The organism is Stenotrophomonas sp. YJH_SMC_130 (assembly GCF_059369035.1).
The window spans coordinates 1-13825 of sequence record NZ_JCAFSH010000009.1; the positions used below are offsets into that span (position 1 = coordinate 1).

15 protein-coding genes are annotated in these 13825 nt (G+C 68.2%); 10 read left to right on the forward strand and 5 right to left on the reverse strand.

Annotation, left to right across the window (positions count from 1 at the left end; genetic code table 11):
- Nucleotides 1–86, forward strand: an 86-nt coding sequence (locus AC5P5V_RS12110) for an IS3 family transposase (protein WP_494541530.1), incomplete at its 5' end; no start/stop codon positions are given.
- Between the two features lie 123 nt (nucleotides 87–209).
- On the opposite strand, the gene AC5P5V_RS12115 is transcribed toward AC5P5V_RS12110, so the two are convergent.
- Nucleotides 210–1463: a flavohemoglobin expression-modulating QEGLA motif protein gene (locus tag AC5P5V_RS12115; RefSeq protein ID WP_061479584.1), complete on the reverse strand. Its 1254-nt coding sequence runs from the start codon at nucleotides 1461–1463 to the stop codon at nucleotides 210–212.
- A 123-nt stretch (nucleotides 1464–1586) separates the two neighbouring features.
- Nucleotides 1587–2696 (reverse strand): ribosome small subunit-dependent GTPase A, encoded by a 1110-nt coding sequence (gene rsgA, locus AC5P5V_RS12120; protein WP_134969347.1) that lies wholly within the window; start codon nucleotides 2694–2696, stop codon nucleotides 1587–1589.
- A gap of 113 nt (nucleotides 2697–2809) precedes the next feature.
- Here rsgA and AC5P5V_RS12125 point away from each other — a divergent pair, with 113 nt between their 5' ends.
- Genes AC5P5V_RS12125 through AC5P5V_RS12135 form a run of 3 tightly spaced genes read left to right on the forward strand, consistent with a single transcriptional unit; the run spans nucleotide 2810 to nucleotide 5429 of the window.
- A complete protein-coding gene (locus AC5P5V_RS12125; protein WP_072167610.1) occupies nucleotides 2810–4084 on the forward strand; it encodes a pyridoxal phosphate-dependent aminotransferase in 1275 nt (424 codons plus the stop codon).
- 3 nt (nucleotides 4085–4087) lie between these two features.
- The gene (locus AC5P5V_RS12130; protein WP_065196456.1) at nucleotides 4088–4705 is read left to right on the forward strand and encodes an SGNH/GDSL hydrolase family protein; all 618 of its coding nucleotides are present in this window, start codon (nucleotides 4088–4090) and stop codon (nucleotides 4703–4705) included.
- 4 nt (nucleotides 4706–4709) lie between these two features.
- On the forward strand, nucleotides 4710–5429 hold the full coding sequence (locus AC5P5V_RS12135) for a class I SAM-dependent methyltransferase (protein ID WP_154351405.1): 720 nt from the start codon (nucleotides 4710–4712) through the stop codon (nucleotides 5427–5429).
- Between the two features lie 125 nt (nucleotides 5430–5554).
- Here the strand turns inward: AC5P5V_RS12135 and AC5P5V_RS12140 are convergent, their stop codons facing one another.
- Nucleotides 5555–6334 carry a polysaccharide deacetylase family protein gene (locus AC5P5V_RS12140; RefSeq protein ID WP_231352290.1) on the reverse strand — a complete coding sequence of 260 codons (780 nt, stop codon included), beginning with the start codon at nucleotides 6332–6334 and terminating at the stop codon, nucleotides 5555–5557.
- Nucleotides 6335–6393: 59 nt separating this feature from the next.
- Here AC5P5V_RS12140 and grxD point away from each other — a divergent pair, with 59 nt between their 5' ends.
- Nucleotides 6394–7320 carry a Grx4 family monothiol glutaredoxin gene (gene grxD, locus AC5P5V_RS12145; protein WP_032956577.1) on the forward strand — a complete coding sequence of 309 codons (927 nt, stop codon included), beginning with the start codon at nucleotides 6394–6396 and terminating at the stop codon, nucleotides 7318–7320.
- Nucleotides 7321–7441: 121 nt separating this feature from the next.
- Here the strand turns inward: grxD and AC5P5V_RS12150 are convergent, their stop codons facing one another.
- A complete protein-coding gene (locus tag AC5P5V_RS12150) occupies nucleotides 7442–7981 on the reverse strand; it encodes a DUF924 family protein (protein ID WP_005419210.1) in 540 nt (179 codons plus the stop codon).
- A 43-nt stretch (nucleotides 7982–8024) separates the two neighbouring features.
- Entirely contained in the window at nucleotides 8025–8801 is a 777-nt protein-coding gene (locus tag AC5P5V_RS12155) for an AMP nucleosidase (protein ID WP_049415280.1), read from the reverse strand.
- A 152-nt stretch (nucleotides 8802–8953) separates the two neighbouring features.
- Here AC5P5V_RS12155 and AC5P5V_RS12160 point away from each other — a divergent pair, with 152 nt between their 5' ends.
- From AC5P5V_RS12160 to AC5P5V_RS12180, 5 genes are all read left to right on the forward strand, one after another.
- Nucleotides 8954–10363, forward strand: coding sequence for an amidohydrolase (locus AC5P5V_RS12160; RefSeq protein WP_134969386.1), 1410 nt, complete (start codon nucleotides 8954–8956; stop codon nucleotides 10361–10363).
- Nucleotides 10363–11625, forward strand: a complete 1263-nt coding sequence (locus tag AC5P5V_RS12165) for an amidohydrolase family protein (protein WP_231352291.1) — start codon at nucleotides 10363–10365, stop codon at nucleotides 11623–11625. The genes AC5P5V_RS12160 and AC5P5V_RS12165 overlap by 1 nt, the downstream gene beginning before the upstream one ends.
- A gap of 25 nt (nucleotides 11626–11650) precedes the next feature.
- Nucleotides 11651–12283: a 2-hydroxychromene-2-carboxylate isomerase gene (locus AC5P5V_RS12170; RefSeq protein ID WP_061479593.1), complete on the forward strand. Its 633-nt coding sequence runs from the start codon at nucleotides 11651–11653 to the stop codon at nucleotides 12281–12283.
- Nucleotides 12284–12378: 95 nt separating this feature from the next.
- A complete protein-coding gene (locus AC5P5V_RS12175) occupies nucleotides 12379–13320 on the forward strand; it encodes a DegV family protein (RefSeq protein ID WP_019662081.1) in 942 nt (313 codons plus the stop codon).
- A 77-nt stretch (nucleotides 13321–13397) separates the two neighbouring features.
- Nucleotides 13398–13736, forward strand: coding sequence for a hypothetical protein (locus tag AC5P5V_RS12180; protein ID WP_006469105.1), 339 nt, complete (start codon nucleotides 13398–13400; stop codon nucleotides 13734–13736).
- Nucleotides 13737–13825 lie beyond the last annotated feature (89 nt).

The window sequence follows — 13825 nt, forward strand, 5'->3', positions numbered from 1 at the left end:
AGTACTACAACCAAGAGCGAATCAGATTGAAATTGAAGGGGCTAAGCCCGGTAAAGTACCGGGAACAGGCCCAAGCAGCCGCCTGACCCCACCGTCCAAGTCTCGGGGGTCACTTCATGGATGGGTTTACGGCGTGTCCTGGCCAGGGTGCCCCACCGCCGCCCAGCGATATCCATCGAGGCGCCAGCGCATCATCCCGCCAACGCATTTCATTCCGGTGCCAGCTGGTCCATCCGTATCCGGTTGGCAAACAGCGAAAACGCCAGCATGCCGGCCAGGCCGTTCGCCCGGCTCACCCAGTGCGGCAGCCAGCGCGGTGGCTTCAATACCCCCGCCTCGAACAGCGGCGCGAACGCGATCGCATCGGCCAGGCTCATCTTGCCGGCAAACAACCAGCGGCAGACCTGCAGGCGGTCTTCGGCCAGCATGTGCCGGAAGAAGGTGTGCACCGACACCAGCCCGCGCAGGTACACCGTGTCCTTGGTGAAGGCCAGGCCGCCACGGGGCGGCACGCCGCGGAACACGCGCTGCGCCGAGGCGAAACTCTCTTCCGCGTTCTGCCCCGCATCGCAGAAATAGCGGAACACTTCGATGAAATCGGCGCCTTCGCGTGCCATCGCAATCGCTTCGGTACGCAGGCTGATGCGCTTGAGGCGCTCGATGTCGATGCTGCCGGTGATCTGCTCGGCAAACGTCGCCAGCCCTTCCTGGGTGGCGGTCACCCGTGGCGAGGACAACGCCAGGCTGGGCAACACCGGTTGTTCGCGGCCGTTCAATGCGGTCAGCGAATGCACCAGCGCTTCGTGGTGGAACAGCTGCGCGCGGTCGTAGGCACTGAAGCGCGCACTGGTACGCAGGCGGATGCGGGTCGGGCCGGCAGCCGCCTTGGACACCAGCTCCGGATCCAGCTGCACCTGGATGATGCGCGATTCGAAGAACGCATCCAGGTCGTTCTGCAACTGCAGTTGCAGGGCGATGGCCGAGACCGGTACCTGCTCTTCCGGTGCCAGCAGTTCGTGGTCCAGTTCGGCGGCAATCTGGATGAAGTGGCGTGCCGCGTCGCGCGTACTCGGGCCATTGCCCGGCAGCGGCTGCTCGGGCGCGCCGAACAGCTGCACCGAACAGGTATCGACGGCGGCAGTGCCCAGCCCCTCAAGCAGCTGCGCGGCCAGGTCCCAGCTCTGCGCCGACTGCTGCACATAGTGGCCCAGCGGGTGGCTGTCATCGCAGTCGGCAGCGATCGCGGCCAGCGCACGGCGCTCTTCGCTGAAGTCCAGCCGAGGGTAATCCACCTTCGGCAGCACCGGCTGGCCGCGCGCCACGCTGTCCAGGAACGGTACCTGCACCGTGGCCGGCCAGCTGGTCAGCCCCAGCAGGCGGATGCCTCCCACGGCCTCGACCAGGCGCGCATCGAGCGCTGCATGGTGGGCCACCTCACGGTCCAGCGTCGCGGTCGGTTCCATGCGCGAACTATAGCGCCCTGCCGTGCCAGGCGCAGTGCGCCGCCGCCCGAGCATTGGCTCGGGCGCTACAAGGTGTCCCGGGATACAACCGTTGTAGAGCCGAGCCCACGCTCGGCTGCACTGTCAGCGCCGGCGTGGCTTTCCGGCCGGGCGGAACTGCTGGCCTTTGCCCTTCTTGCCGCCACGTTCCTGCGCGGTCTCGGCCTGGCGAACCGCCAGCTTGGCGGCGGCGGCAGCCACTTCTTCCTTCAGCTTGAAGTAGTTCAGCAGGCGGCTCTCTTCGATCTCGCCAGCGTCGATCGCTGCACGAACAGCGCAGCCCGGTTCCTGCTGATGCTTGCAGTCGTTGAAACGGCACTGCGTGGCCAGCGCTTCGATATCGGCGAAGCCACCTTCGGACAGCGTTTCTTCGCCGGTCGGTTTCAGCTCGCGCATGCCGGGGGTGTCGATCAGGCAGGCGCCGGTCGGAAGCGGCATCAACGCGCGATGGGTGGTGGTGTGGCGGCCGCGCGAATCGTTGGCGCGCACCGCGTTGGTCTTCATCCGCTGCTCGCCGAGCAGGGTGTTGGTCAGCGTGGATTTGCCGGCACCGGAGGAACCCACCAGTACCACCGTGCGCCCCGGGCCCAGCCACGGCCGCAGCACCGCCACGCTGTCGGCATCCAGGCCGTTGATCGCATGCAGCGCGATGCCCTGCATCTCCAGCTCTTCCAGCACTGCCAGCGCATCCTCGCTGTACTCGGTCTGATCGGCCTTGGTCAGCACCACCACCGGTTCGGCGCCGCCACCACCGACCAGCAGCAGGTAGCGCTCGATGCGGCGCGGATTGAAGTCGGCATCCAGCCCACAGACGATGAACACCGTATCGATGTTCGCTGCGATCACCTGCTGGTGGTAGTGCTCACCGGCGGCGCCACGCTTGATCGCGGTGCGACGTGGCAGCAGCGCGACGATGCGGACGCCGTCCAGCAGCACCCAGTCGCCCACGGCCGGCCGCTCGTGGCTGGGAAAGCGCGGGCGCTGCCATTCCGGCAGTGACTCGGCCTTGATCGCCGCATCCGGGCCATCGGCCACCACGTAATGGGTCCGGTGCTGCTCGATCACCCGCGCCGGGCGGGCCTGCGGATGTGCGGCCATCACGGCCTGCCAGTCGGCCTGCTGCGCCGGGCCCGGCCAGGGCCAGCCGATGGTCTGCAGGGCGATGAAATCGGGGGTCTGGGTCATCGCCGCCATTCTACCTGTGACGGCCCCCGGCCAGCCCAGCAATGGCAGGCCCGGAGCCATTGCCATGCACTGCAGCAATTCCGGTAGGATGGAATCCCCATGCCTTTTGACGGCCCAGCCTCATGTCCACCATCTCGCCCAAGCCCCTGGCCATCCGCGAGCGCCTTTCCGAAGTGCGCTACGAAATCCGCGGAGAACTGGCCCGGCGAGCGCGGGAGCTGGAGGCGCAGGGCCGCAAGCTGATCAAGCTCAACATCGGCAACCCGGGCAACTTCGGTTTCCGCGCACCCGAGCACCTGCAGCGAGCGATCGCCGACGACATGGGCCGCACCGACCCGTACACCCACCAGCAGGGCCTGCCGGTGGCGCGTGAAGCCATCGCCGATTACTACGCCCGCCGCGGCGCACCGGATGCACATCCGGACCGCGTGTTCGTCGGCAACGGTGTCAGCGAGCTGATCGACCTGTCGCTGCGCGCACTGCTCAATCCGGGCGATGAGGTGCTGGTGCCGTCGCCGGACTACCCGCTGTGGTCGGCCTCCACCATCCTCAACGATGGCCGACCGGTGTACTACCGCTGCGCCGCCGAAAACGGCTTCCAGCCGGACCCGAGCGAGATCGAGACGCTGGTGTCCTCGCGCACCCGCGCCATCGTGCTGATCAACCCGAACAACCCCAGCGGCGCCAGCTACCCGCGCGAACTGCTGGAGCGCGTGGTCGAGATCGCACGCCGCCACAACCTGCTGCTGCTGGTCGATGAGATCTACGACCAGATCCTGTACGACGATGCGGTGTTCCAACCGGTCGCGCCGCTGGCCGGCGACCATCCGTGCCTGACCTTCAGCGGCCTGAGCAAGGTGCACCGTGCCTGCGGCTGGCGCGTGGGCTGGGCCCATCTCAGCGGCGACGACGCGCGCCTGGGCGACTTCCGCGCCGCGCTGGACCTGCTGGGCGCGCTGCGCCTGTGCGCCAACGTACCGGGCCAGTACGCCATCGAGGCCGCAGTGAACGGCCCGGACACCATCTCCGAACTGTGCACCCCGGGCGGCCGCCTGTATGAAACCCGCCGCGCGGTGATCGACGCCTGCGAAGCCAGCGAGCACCTGTCGCTGGTCGCGCCGGCCGGTGCGCTGTATGCGTTCCCGGCCGTGGTCGGTGCCGCTGCCAAGAGCTTTGACGACCACACCTTCGCGCTGGACCTGATGAACAACGAAGGCGTGCTGGTGGTACCGGGTTCCAGCTTCAACGTGCCCTACCGCCATCATTTCCGCGTGACCCTGTTGCCGGAAGCCTCGGTGATGCGCGATGTGTTCGCCCGCATCGACCGCGTGCTGGCCCGGCGTGCCGAGGACGCGACCAAGGTCGTGCCGCTGAAGCCGCGCCGTTCGGTGGCCTGAGCGGTGGCGCTGTCCTACCTGGCGCTGGGCGACTCGTACACCGTCGGAGAAGCCGTTGCTGTCGAAGGCCGCTGGCCGCACCAGCTGGCCGCCGCCCTGCGTGCGCAGGATGTGGCGCTGGCCGACCCGCAGACCATCGCCACCACCGGCTGGACCACCGACGAGCTGGACGCCGGCATCGATGCGGCTGCGCCCCAGGGCCCGTTCGATTTCGTCAGCCTGCTGATCGGCGTCAACAACCAGTACCGCGGCCGGCCGCTGGACGAGTACCGCGTACAGTTCCAGGCCCTGCTGCAGCGGGCGATCGGCTTTGCCGGTGGCCGCCCCGGGCGCGTGCTGGTGCTGTCCTTCCCCGACTGGGGCGCGACGCCGTTCGGTGCCGGCAGCGGCCGCGACCTGGCCACCATCGAGATCGAGACCGACGAGTTCAACGCAGCTGCCGAGGTGATCAGCACCCAGCAGGGCGTGGCCTTCGTCGACATCACCGACATCAGCCGTGACCAGGGCGGCAACCCGGCAATGATCGCCGAAGACGGCCTGCACCCGTCGGCGCGGATGTACGCATTGTGGAGCGCGCGCGCGCTGCCGGTCGCCGCACGCCTGCTCGGCGGAACGGACTGACACGATGGATGGTAAGCCACGGAACGGCCCGCCCCTGCCCTGCACACCGCTGACCGCCCCGCAGGCCCGCGCGATCGCCGAAGCGTTCCGCCCGGCACGGGCCTGGGGCAGCCGTCGCGACTACTACTACACCCGCGGCAAGCTCGGCAGCGACCCGTTGTATGACGGCGTGCTGCAGCATCTGCGCGACGACGGGCAGCCGGTGCTGGACCTGGGCTGCGGGTTGGGGCTGTTCGCCCATGTGCTGCGCCAGCGCGGCGGCACCCACCCCTACCTCGGCGTGGACGTGGATGCCAGCAAGATCACCCGTGCCCAGCGTGCCGCCACCGGCCTGCACGCTGTGCGCTTCGACTGCCTGGACGTGCAGGCGCCACTGCCGGCGCAACCCGGACACGTCCTGTTGCTGGATGTGCTGCAGTACCTGGACGCGGGCCCACAACTGGCACTGCTGCGTGCGGCCAGCGCGCGGGTGGCCGCCGGCGGCCGCCTGCTGCTGCGCACCCCGCTGGCCACCGGCGATGGTCGCGACCGCACCACGCGGGTGGCGGACCGGTTGGCCTGGCTGGTCGGCTGGATGGGCATGCGGCCGCGCCATTACCCCGACCCGCACGTGCTGCAAGCGACACTGGCCGAGGCCGGATTGCAGGTGACGGCGCCGCGTCCCCTGCATGGGCGCACGCCATTCAACAGCTGGTTGCTGGTGGCCGAACGCCCCGCGCTGTAGAGCCGCGCTGCGACGTTTTTCCGGTGCTGCGCACCGCCGCCCGAGCATCGGCTCGGGCGCTACAGTAGCGCCCCCCTTGTAGAGCCGAGCCCATGCCCGGCTGCTCTACATCACCAGGGCCGGCGTTACGGGACCGGCAGCCGCGCTTTCAGCCCGCGCTCGTCCAGTGCCTGCAGCACGCCCTCGATGATCGCCAGGTTGTGACCGTGGGCGGCCCCCTCATGCAGCAGCACGATGGCCCCCGGTCGCAGATCCGGCAGCAGGCGGTCGAGCACCCCCTGCGCCGTGCAACCGATGCCGTCGAAGCCGCGCGCGCTCCAGCCGACCCGGACCAGGCCCAGCCGCTGCAGCACCGGCGCCACGAACGGATTGGTCATGCCCACCACCGAGCGGTACCAGCGCACCGGGCGACCGCTTACCGCCTGCAGCGCGTGCTGGCAGCCCTCGATCTCGGCGCGCATCGCCGCCGGGCCCAGCCGCCAGAAGCGCGCCTGCGGATGGCTGTGGCTGTGGTTGCCCAGGTCGTGGCCGCGGCGCAGGATCTCCTGCACCAGTTCCGGCTGCGCCAGCGCGCGCTCGCCCACCAGGAAAAAGGTGGCATGGGCCTGGTAGCGGTCCAGCAGGTCGAGGACGGCACGGGTTTCCGGGCCAGGACCGTCATCAATGGTCAACCAGACGCTGTTGCCGGCATCCGGCAACCGGCTCAGCACCGGCGCATAGAAGCGACTGTTGGGCAGGAACACCGGCACCAAGAACAGTGCGTGGCTGGCCACCATCAGCGGCAACCCCCAGTGCCAGCCCGCCAGGACCCAGACCAGGATCACCAGCAGCTGCGACGCCACCAGCCAGGGCAGCCAGCGCCAGGGCCGGGTCGGAATGCGATGCAATGTTCCTGCGTTGCTCATCCCCCATGATGCCATGAGGGGTAGAATCGATGGTTCGAATTCCCGGAACCCCGACGTCCATGTCCCTCGATCCCGCCCTGCGTTCGCGCATCGAATCCATCCTCAACGCCAACCGCGTCGTGCTGTTCATGAAGGGCCAGCCGTCGATGCCACAGTGCGGTTTCTCGGCCAAGGCCGTGGGCGCCCTGCAGGACCTGGGCGTCGAGTTCGCCCACGTCAACGTGCTGGCCGACCAGGAAATCCGTGAAGGCATCAAGGCCTATGGCGACTGGCCGACCATCCCGCAGCTGTACATCGACGGCGAACTGGTCGGCGGCAGTGACATCGTGCTGCAGATGGCTGCCAGCGGCGAGCTGAGCAGCGTGCTGGGCCTGGCTGCGCCGGACCGTACCCCGCCGAGCATCACCGTCACCCCGGCCGCCGTGGAAATGCTCAAGGGCGCGCTGGCCGATGCCCCGGGCGCGGCCCTGCAGCTGTCCATCGACGCCGGTTTCCAGCCGAACTTCCAGCTGGCCCCGCACGACGAAGGCGCGATCGCTGCCGAGTCCAATGGCCTGCGCGTGCAGTTCGACCTGGCCAGTGCCCGTCGCGCCAACGGCATCACCATCGACTGGGTGGACGACATCCGCGGCAAGGGCCTGGCCATCGACAACCCGAATGCGCCCAAGCCGGTGCAGGAAATCAGCGTGCGCGATGCCGACGACCTGGTGCGTGCCGGCAACATCACCCTGGTGGACGTGCGCCCGGCCGACGAACGTGAGATCGCCGCCGTCGGCGTGCCGTTCAAGACCTTCGACGGCAACGGCCGTGCCGCGCTGGAAGCCCTGCCGAAGGACACCGCACTGGCCTTCATGTGCCACCACGGTGGTCGCAGCGCGCAGGCCGCCGAGCAGTTCCGCGCCCTGGGCTTCACCAAGGTGTTCAACGTGACCGGCGGCATCAACGCCTGGTCGGAAGACGTCGACAACGGCGTGCCGAAGTACTGATTGACGGCGCGGGGTCAGCGCCCTTTCCTGCGGAAAGCGGATCTGGCCCCCCAAAAAAGGGGACGGAGGGGATTAAGTCGTTTATGCCACAAACGACTTAATCCCCTCCGTCCCCTTTCTTTCAGCCGGCGAAACCGCCTTCGGCCAGGTAGTCCAGTTCCTCCGGCGAGGGAATGCGCCCCAGCACGGCGTTGCGGTGCGGGAAACGGCCGAAGCGGCGGATGATGTCGCGGTGCAGCTCGGCGTACTGCAGGTATTCCTTGTCGCCCAGCACATCGAACATCGCCACCGAACGGTCCTGGTCCAACGGGTCCTCGGAGTGCTCGAACGGCAGGTAGATGAAGGCGCGCAGCTTCGGCACCAGCTGCAGGTCCAGGCCTTCCTCGATGGCGCGCATGGCGTAGTGCCGGGCCAGGCCATCGGTGGCATAGGAATGGGCAGTACCGCGGAAGCAGTTGCGCGGGAACTGGTCCAGCAGCAGCATCAGCGCCAGCGCGCCCTCGGCACTGCCCAGCCAATGCTCGCGCCCACGCGAAGCGGCGGCGAAATGCTCATCCAGGAACAACTGGCGGAACTGCGCGTCGAACGCATCGTCGCGGGCGAACCACTTCGCAGGGCCCGCTTCTTTCCAGAAATCCACCACTTGCGCGGCAACGTCCATCACCTACTCCCCAGGGCCGGCGCGCCGCGCCAGGCCATCATCATCATTCATCGAAGCGCAGGTGGCGGACCGACTTGCCGTTGCGCCGGATAAGCTTAAGCGCCTCGATACCGATCTGGATATGGTTTTCCACGAACTGGGAGCTGACCTTGGCATCGGAAGCCTCGGTCTTGACCCCGTCGGGGATCATCGGCTGGTCCGAGACCAGCAGCAGCGCGCCACTGGGAATGTGGTTGGCGAAACCGGCCGCGAACACCGTGGCGGTTTCCATGTCGATGGCCATGCAGCGCATCGCCCGCAGCCGCTCCTTGAAGGCCTCGTCGTGCTCCCAGACCCGGCGGTTGGTGGTGTAGACGGTGCCGGTCCAGTAGTCGTGGCCGAGGTCGCGGATCATGGTCGAGACTGCACGCTGCAGCGCAAACGCCGGCAAGGCAGGCACTTCCGGCGGCAGGTAGTCGCCCGACGTACCCTCGCCGCGGATCGCCGCGATCGGCAGCACCAGGTCACCCAGCTGGTTCTTGCGCTTGAGGCCACCGCACTTGCCCAGGAAAAGTACCGCCTTGGGCATCACCGCCGACAGCAGGTCCATGATGATCGCGGCATTGGGGCTGCCCATGCCGAAGTTGATCATGGTGATGCCATCGATGGTGGCGCTGGCCATCGGCCGGTCCAGGCCGATGATGGGCGCACCGGTCAGCTCGGAAAAGGTGTGCAGGTAGCCGCCGAAGTTGGTCAGCAGGATGTGCTGGCCGAACTGGTCCAAGGGCACGCCGGTATACCGGGGCAGCCAGTTGTCGACGATTTCCTGCTTGCTCTTCATGGGCGGTCCGGTACGGCGGGGGACCGGGTATTTTCAGCCACCCGGCCGGTGCCGTCGAGCTATCGTCGGCAGGCCTGTGAAGAAGGTCACTTGGCAAGCCCGCCGCCTCCGGGCTAGCGTCGGCGGTTGGACCAGGCTGCAAGGGGAACTGCATGGCATCGACGTTGTTGCGCGCTGGGGTAGCCCTGGCACTGCTTTCATTGAGCACGGCTCCGGCGGTGGGCGCCTCGCGCTTCGTCGCCGATCCCTACCCCAGCACCTACCAGGCACACCCCGATGCACCGGTGCTGATCCAGAACGCCACCGTGCTGACCGGCACCGGCCAGCGCCTGGACAACGCCGACGTGCTGCTGCGCGAGGGCCGCATCGTTGCCGTCGGCCGCCAGCTGCAGACCGACGCCGGCGTCACCCGCATCGATGCGCAGGGCAAGTGGGTCACGCCGGGCCTGATCGACGTGCACTCGCACCTGGGCGTGTACCCCAGCCCCGGCGTTGGCGCGCACAGCGACGGCAACGAGATGACCGCGCCGGTCACCGCCAACGTCTGGGCCGAGCACTCGGTGTGGCCGCAGGACCCGGGCTTCGCCACCGCACTGGCCGGCGGCGTGACCAGCATGCAGGTGCTGCCGGGCTCGGCCAACCTGGTCGGTGGTCGTGGTGTGACCCTGAAGAACGTCCCCGCCATCACCTACCAGGCGATGAAGTTTCCCGGCGCACCGTGGGGGCTGAAGATGGCCTGTGGCGAGAACCCGAAGCGGGTGTACGGCGGAGGCAAGGGCGTCGCTCCGGCCACGCGGATGGGCAACGTTGCCGGTTACCGCGCCGCCTTCATCGATGCCGCCGACTACATCGCCAAGAACAAACCGAAGCCGGCCAAGCGCAGGAGCTGGTTCGGCAGCGACAAGGGCGACAGCGCCGGTGATGCCGGCGGCAAGCGCGATCTCAAGCTGGACACGCTGGCCGGTGCGATCGAAGGCGACATCCGCGTGCATATCCATTGCTACCGCGCCGACGAGATGGCCACCATGCTCGACCTGGCCAAGGAATTCGGCTTCAAGGTGGCCGCCTTCCACCACGGCGTGGAGGCCTACAAGCTGGCCGACCGGCTGGCCGCCGACGGCGTCTGCGGCGCGCTGTGGGCCGACTGGTGGGGATTCAAGATGGAAGCCTTCGACGGTATTCCGGAGAACATCGCACTGGTCGATCGGCCGAAGAACAGCTGCGCCATCGTCCATTCCGATTCACCCGAAGGCATCCAGCGCCTGAACCAGGAAGCGGCCAAGGTGATCGCCGCCGCGCGCCGCGCACGCATGCCGGAGATCCCCCCCGAACACGCCATCACCTGGATGACCGCCAACGCCGCCAGGGCGCTGGGGATTGAAGGCCAGACCGGCACCCTGGAGGCCGGCAAGATGGCCGACGTGGTGGTGTGGAACGGCAACCCCTTCAGCTCGTACGCGCTGGCCGAGCAGGTCTTCATCGACGGCCGCCGCCTGTACGACCGCAGCGCACCTGCGGCCACGCCACGTTCCGACTTCCAGCTTGGCCAGGAGGTGCACTGATGGGCGCGTTGAACAAGCGTCGCCGGGCATGGCTCGGCGCTACGGTCATGGTGCTGGCCTGCCTCTCCGCATCCGCGCAGGCGCAGGACCTGCTGGTGCGCAACGCGACCGTGCATACGGCCAGCACGCGCGGCAGCCTGCAGCACGCCGATGTGCTGGTGCAGGGCGGGATCATCCGCGCAGTCGGCAGCGGGCTGTCCGCCCCGGCCGGGGCCAGCGTGGTCGAGGCCGATGGCCGCCCGCTGACACCGGCGCTGTTCGGGGGCATCACCGAGATCGGCATCGAAGAGGTCTCCGGTGAAGCGAGCACGGTCGACAGCACGTTGAAGATCGGCGAACAACCGTTGCGCCCCGAGTTCGATGTCACCCTGGCGTACAACCCGGCCTCGGTGCTGATCCCGGTGGCACGCCTGGACGGCATCGGCTTCACCGCCCTGGGGGCTGCCACCGGCGGCGGCTTCGTTGCAGGCCAGGGTGGCGTGATGCGGCTGGACGGCAGCGCCGATCCCCTCGGGCCGCGCGCGCTGTTCCTGCGCCTGGGGTCGGCCGCAGTGGAGCTGACCGGGCAGTCGCGTGCAGCGCAATGGATGCTGCTGCAGCAGATGGTGGACGAGGCGCGTGGCCAGGTTGCCGCGGACTCACCGCACGCGCTGCTGACGCCGGCCGGGCGCCGCACGCTGGGCCGCTACCTGGCCGGCCAGGGCCGCATCGTGGTGGAGGTGGACCGCGCGGCGGACATCCGCCAGCTGCTGCGCTGGGCCGCCCGCGAAAAGGTGAAGATCGCCATCGCCGGTGGCAGCGAAGCCTGGCAGCTGGCGCCGGAGCTGGCCGCCGCACAGGTACCGGTGTTCGTCGATGTGTTGTCCAACCTGCCGGCCAGCTTCGACCAGATCGGCGCCACGCTGGAAAATGCGGCACGCCTGCAACGTTCCGGCGTGGCGGTCTCGTTCGTGCAGCGTGGCGACGCCTCGCACAACGCCCGCAAGATGCGCCAGCTGGCCGGCAATGCCGTGGCCAACGGTTTGCCCTGGGCCGACGGCCTGGCCGGCCTGACCCGGGTGCCGGCGCAGGCGTTCGGCGTGGCCGACCAGATCGGCAGCATCGAGCCGGGCAAGCGTGCCGACCTGGTGCTGTGGGAAGGCGACCCGCTGGACGTGGCGCACTATGCCGAACAGGTCTGGCTGGGCGGCCGGGCGATGCCGATGCGCTCGCGCCAGACCGAACTGCGCGACCGCTACCTGCAGCGCAACGCGCAGCCCTGACCTCCAGTCATCCAAGGAAACCCGCATGGCCACCCTGCGCTGGTACTTCGACTTCGTCTCGCCCTATTCCTACCTGCACTGGCAGAAGCTGAAGCAGCTGCCCCAGTTCGCACAGATCCAGACCGTGCCGATCGCCTTCGGTGCGGTGCTGCATCACCTGGGCAACCTCGGGCCGGCCGAGATTCCGGCCAAGCGCCGCTTCATGTACCGCCAGCTGCTGTGGACTGCGCAGGCCGAAGGCACACCGCTGCGGTTCCCGCCGGGCCACCCGTTCAACCCGTTGTCTGCCCTGCGGCTGTGCCTGGCCGCCGGTGGCAGCGTGCAGGCGGTGGACGTGCTGTTCGACTGGATCTGGCGCGACGGCAATGCCGCCGATAGCGCCGAGGCCCTGCGCGAACCGGCTGCGCGGCTGGGGATCGAGGATGTCGCCAGCGCCATCGCGGCCCCCGCGGTCAAGGAGCAGCTGCGGAGGAACACCGAGGCCGCCATTGCTGCCGGCGTGTTCGGGGTACCGACCTTGGCCATCGATGACGAACTGTTCTGGGGCAACGACGCCCATCCGTTGATGGCCGCCGTGCTGGCCGATCCCGCCCTGCTGCAGCAGCCCGAATGGCAGCGCCTGGCCGAACTTCCGGTGGCCGTGCAGCGCAGTCGCTGAACAGGGCCTGGCGCGTTTCCCTCGCGCGCCACGCCAGAATTTGAGATAGATTTCACGTTTCCGAACCTACAACCGCCCTGGAGGGGGAGCCGCGGATGCGCATCGGAATCGTCGTCGACTCGGCCTGCGACCTGCCGCAGGACTTCATTGCCGAGCACAACATCGTGCTGCTGCCGATCACCGTCCGCATCGGCGAAGCCGTGCTGGCCGATCATCGCGATGAGCAGGCCACGCTGAGTTTCCTGCATGCACACGTGGCCGAGCACGGTGCCGAGGCGGAGACCATCCCCTTCAGTGTCAACCAGATCCGCGACCTGTTCCTGCAGCAGCTGGTGATCGATTACGACCACGTGTTCTGCATGACCATCACCAAGACCCGCAGCCCGATCCACGACAATGCGCTGCAGGCCAGCTTCGCCATCCTCAACGATTACAAGCCGGTGCGGCAGGCAGCGGGCTACAACTCGCCGTTCGCGCTGCGCGTGCTCGATACCCAGAACCTGTTCGCCGCGCAGGCGGTGACTGCGGTGGAGGCGGTTCGCCTGCGTGACAGTGGCGCCAGCGTGCAGCAGATCCGCGAGCGGCTGGAAGAACTGGCCGGCAACGTGCACGGCTACATGGTCACCCGTGATCTGTACTACATGCGTGCGCGCGCCCGGCACAAGGGCGACCGCAGCGTCGGCCTGCTCAGTGCGGCGCTGGGCAGCGCACTGGACATCAAGCCGGTGCTGCACGGCTACCGCGGCGAAACCGGGCCGGTCGCCAAGATCAAGGGCTTCGACAGCGCCGTGCAGAAGCTGTTCGCGGTGGTCGGCCAGCGCGTACGTGCCGGGCTGATGACGCCGACGGTGTGCGTCAGCTACGGCGGAGAACTGGACGAGCTGCGTGCCCTGCCCGGCTACGCACAGCTGAAAGAGGTCTGCGCCGGCCATGGCGTGACCGTGTACGAATCGGTGATGAGCCTGACCGGCATGGTCAATGTCGGCAAGGGCGCGGTCACGGTGGGTTTCGCCGATGGGCCACACCGGTTTGAATGAAGGCCGACCGTGGCTGGAATCTGCACATCGATTCCACCGCGGTTGTGCCAGTCTTGCCGCACTTCAAGGAGAACTTCATGCCTGCGCAGTACCACATCAGCCTGCCCGACCCGTCCAAAGCCCGCGGCAACGACCCTGACCTGTCCTTCCATTCGCAGGGCGCCGCCGGTTTCGCCGAAGAGCTGCAGGACGCCCTGCGCAGCGGCACGCTGTTCGAGCGCTGGAAAGCCAAGCAACCCGACCCGGATGCGGTGGAACCGCAGTGGGGCGTGACCGATCCGGACGCCACCGTGACCGGCGAGCAGAAGGACCTGCGCATCAACCTGGTCGCCACCACCCGTATCGACAGTGACGTGTTCAAGCAGCGCCTGCGCCTGCTGGCCGGCCACCACTGGGAACTGCGCGACGTGCGTTGAGGCCACGCCGTGGTAGTGCCGGCCGCTGGCCGACAACCGAGGAGATGCCGGCCACCGGCCGGCACTACCGAGTGCGATGTCCCTGGACG

Coding starts and splice junctions, on each gene's coding strand:
- AC5P5V_RS12150 (WP_005419210.1), bottom strand. CDS start 7,981: ATGGACGTTGCCGCGCAAGTGGTGGATTTCTGGAAAGAAGCGGGCCCT.
- AC5P5V_RS12135 (WP_154351405.1), top strand. CDS start 4,710: ATGGATGGTAAGCCACGGAACGGCCCGCCCCTGCCCTGCACACCGCTG.
- AC5P5V_RS12140 (WP_231352290.1), bottom strand. CDS start 6,334: ATGAGCAACGCAGGAACATTGCATCGCATTCCGACCCGGCCCTGGCGC.
- AC5P5V_RS12155 (WP_049415280.1), bottom strand. CDS start 8,801: ATGAAGAGCAAGCAGGAAATCGTCGACAACTGGCTGCCCCGGTATACC.
- AC5P5V_RS12175 (WP_019662081.1), top strand. CDS start 12,379: ATGCGCATCGGAATCGTCGTCGACTCGGCCTGCGACCTGCCGCAGGAC.
- grxD (WP_032956577.1), top strand. CDS start 6,394: ATGTCCCTCGATCCCGCCCTGCGTTCGCGCATCGAATCCATCCTCAAC.
- AC5P5V_RS12115 (WP_061479584.1), bottom strand. CDS start 1,463: ATGGAACCGACCGCGACGCTGGACCGTGAGGTGGCCCACCATGCAGCG.
- AC5P5V_RS12160 (WP_134969386.1), top strand. CDS start 8,954: ATGGCATCGACGTTGTTGCGCGCTGGGGTAGCCCTGGCACTGCTTTCA.
- rsgA (WP_134969347.1), bottom strand. CDS start 2,696: ATGGCGGCGATGACCCAGACCCCCGATTTCATCGCCCTGCAGACCATC.
- AC5P5V_RS12170 (WP_061479593.1), top strand. CDS start 11,651: ATGGCCACCCTGCGCTGGTACTTCGACTTCGTCTCGCCCTATTCCTAC.
- AC5P5V_RS12125 (WP_072167610.1), top strand. CDS start 2,810: ATGTCCACCATCTCGCCCAAGCCCCTGGCCATCCGCGAGCGCCTTTCC.
- AC5P5V_RS12180 (WP_006469105.1), top strand. CDS start 13,398: ATGCCTGCGCAGTACCACATCAGCCTGCCCGACCCGTCCAAAGCCCGC.
- AC5P5V_RS12165 (WP_231352291.1), top strand. CDS start 10,363: ATGGGCGCGTTGAACAAGCGTCGCCGGGCATGGCTCGGCGCTACGGTC.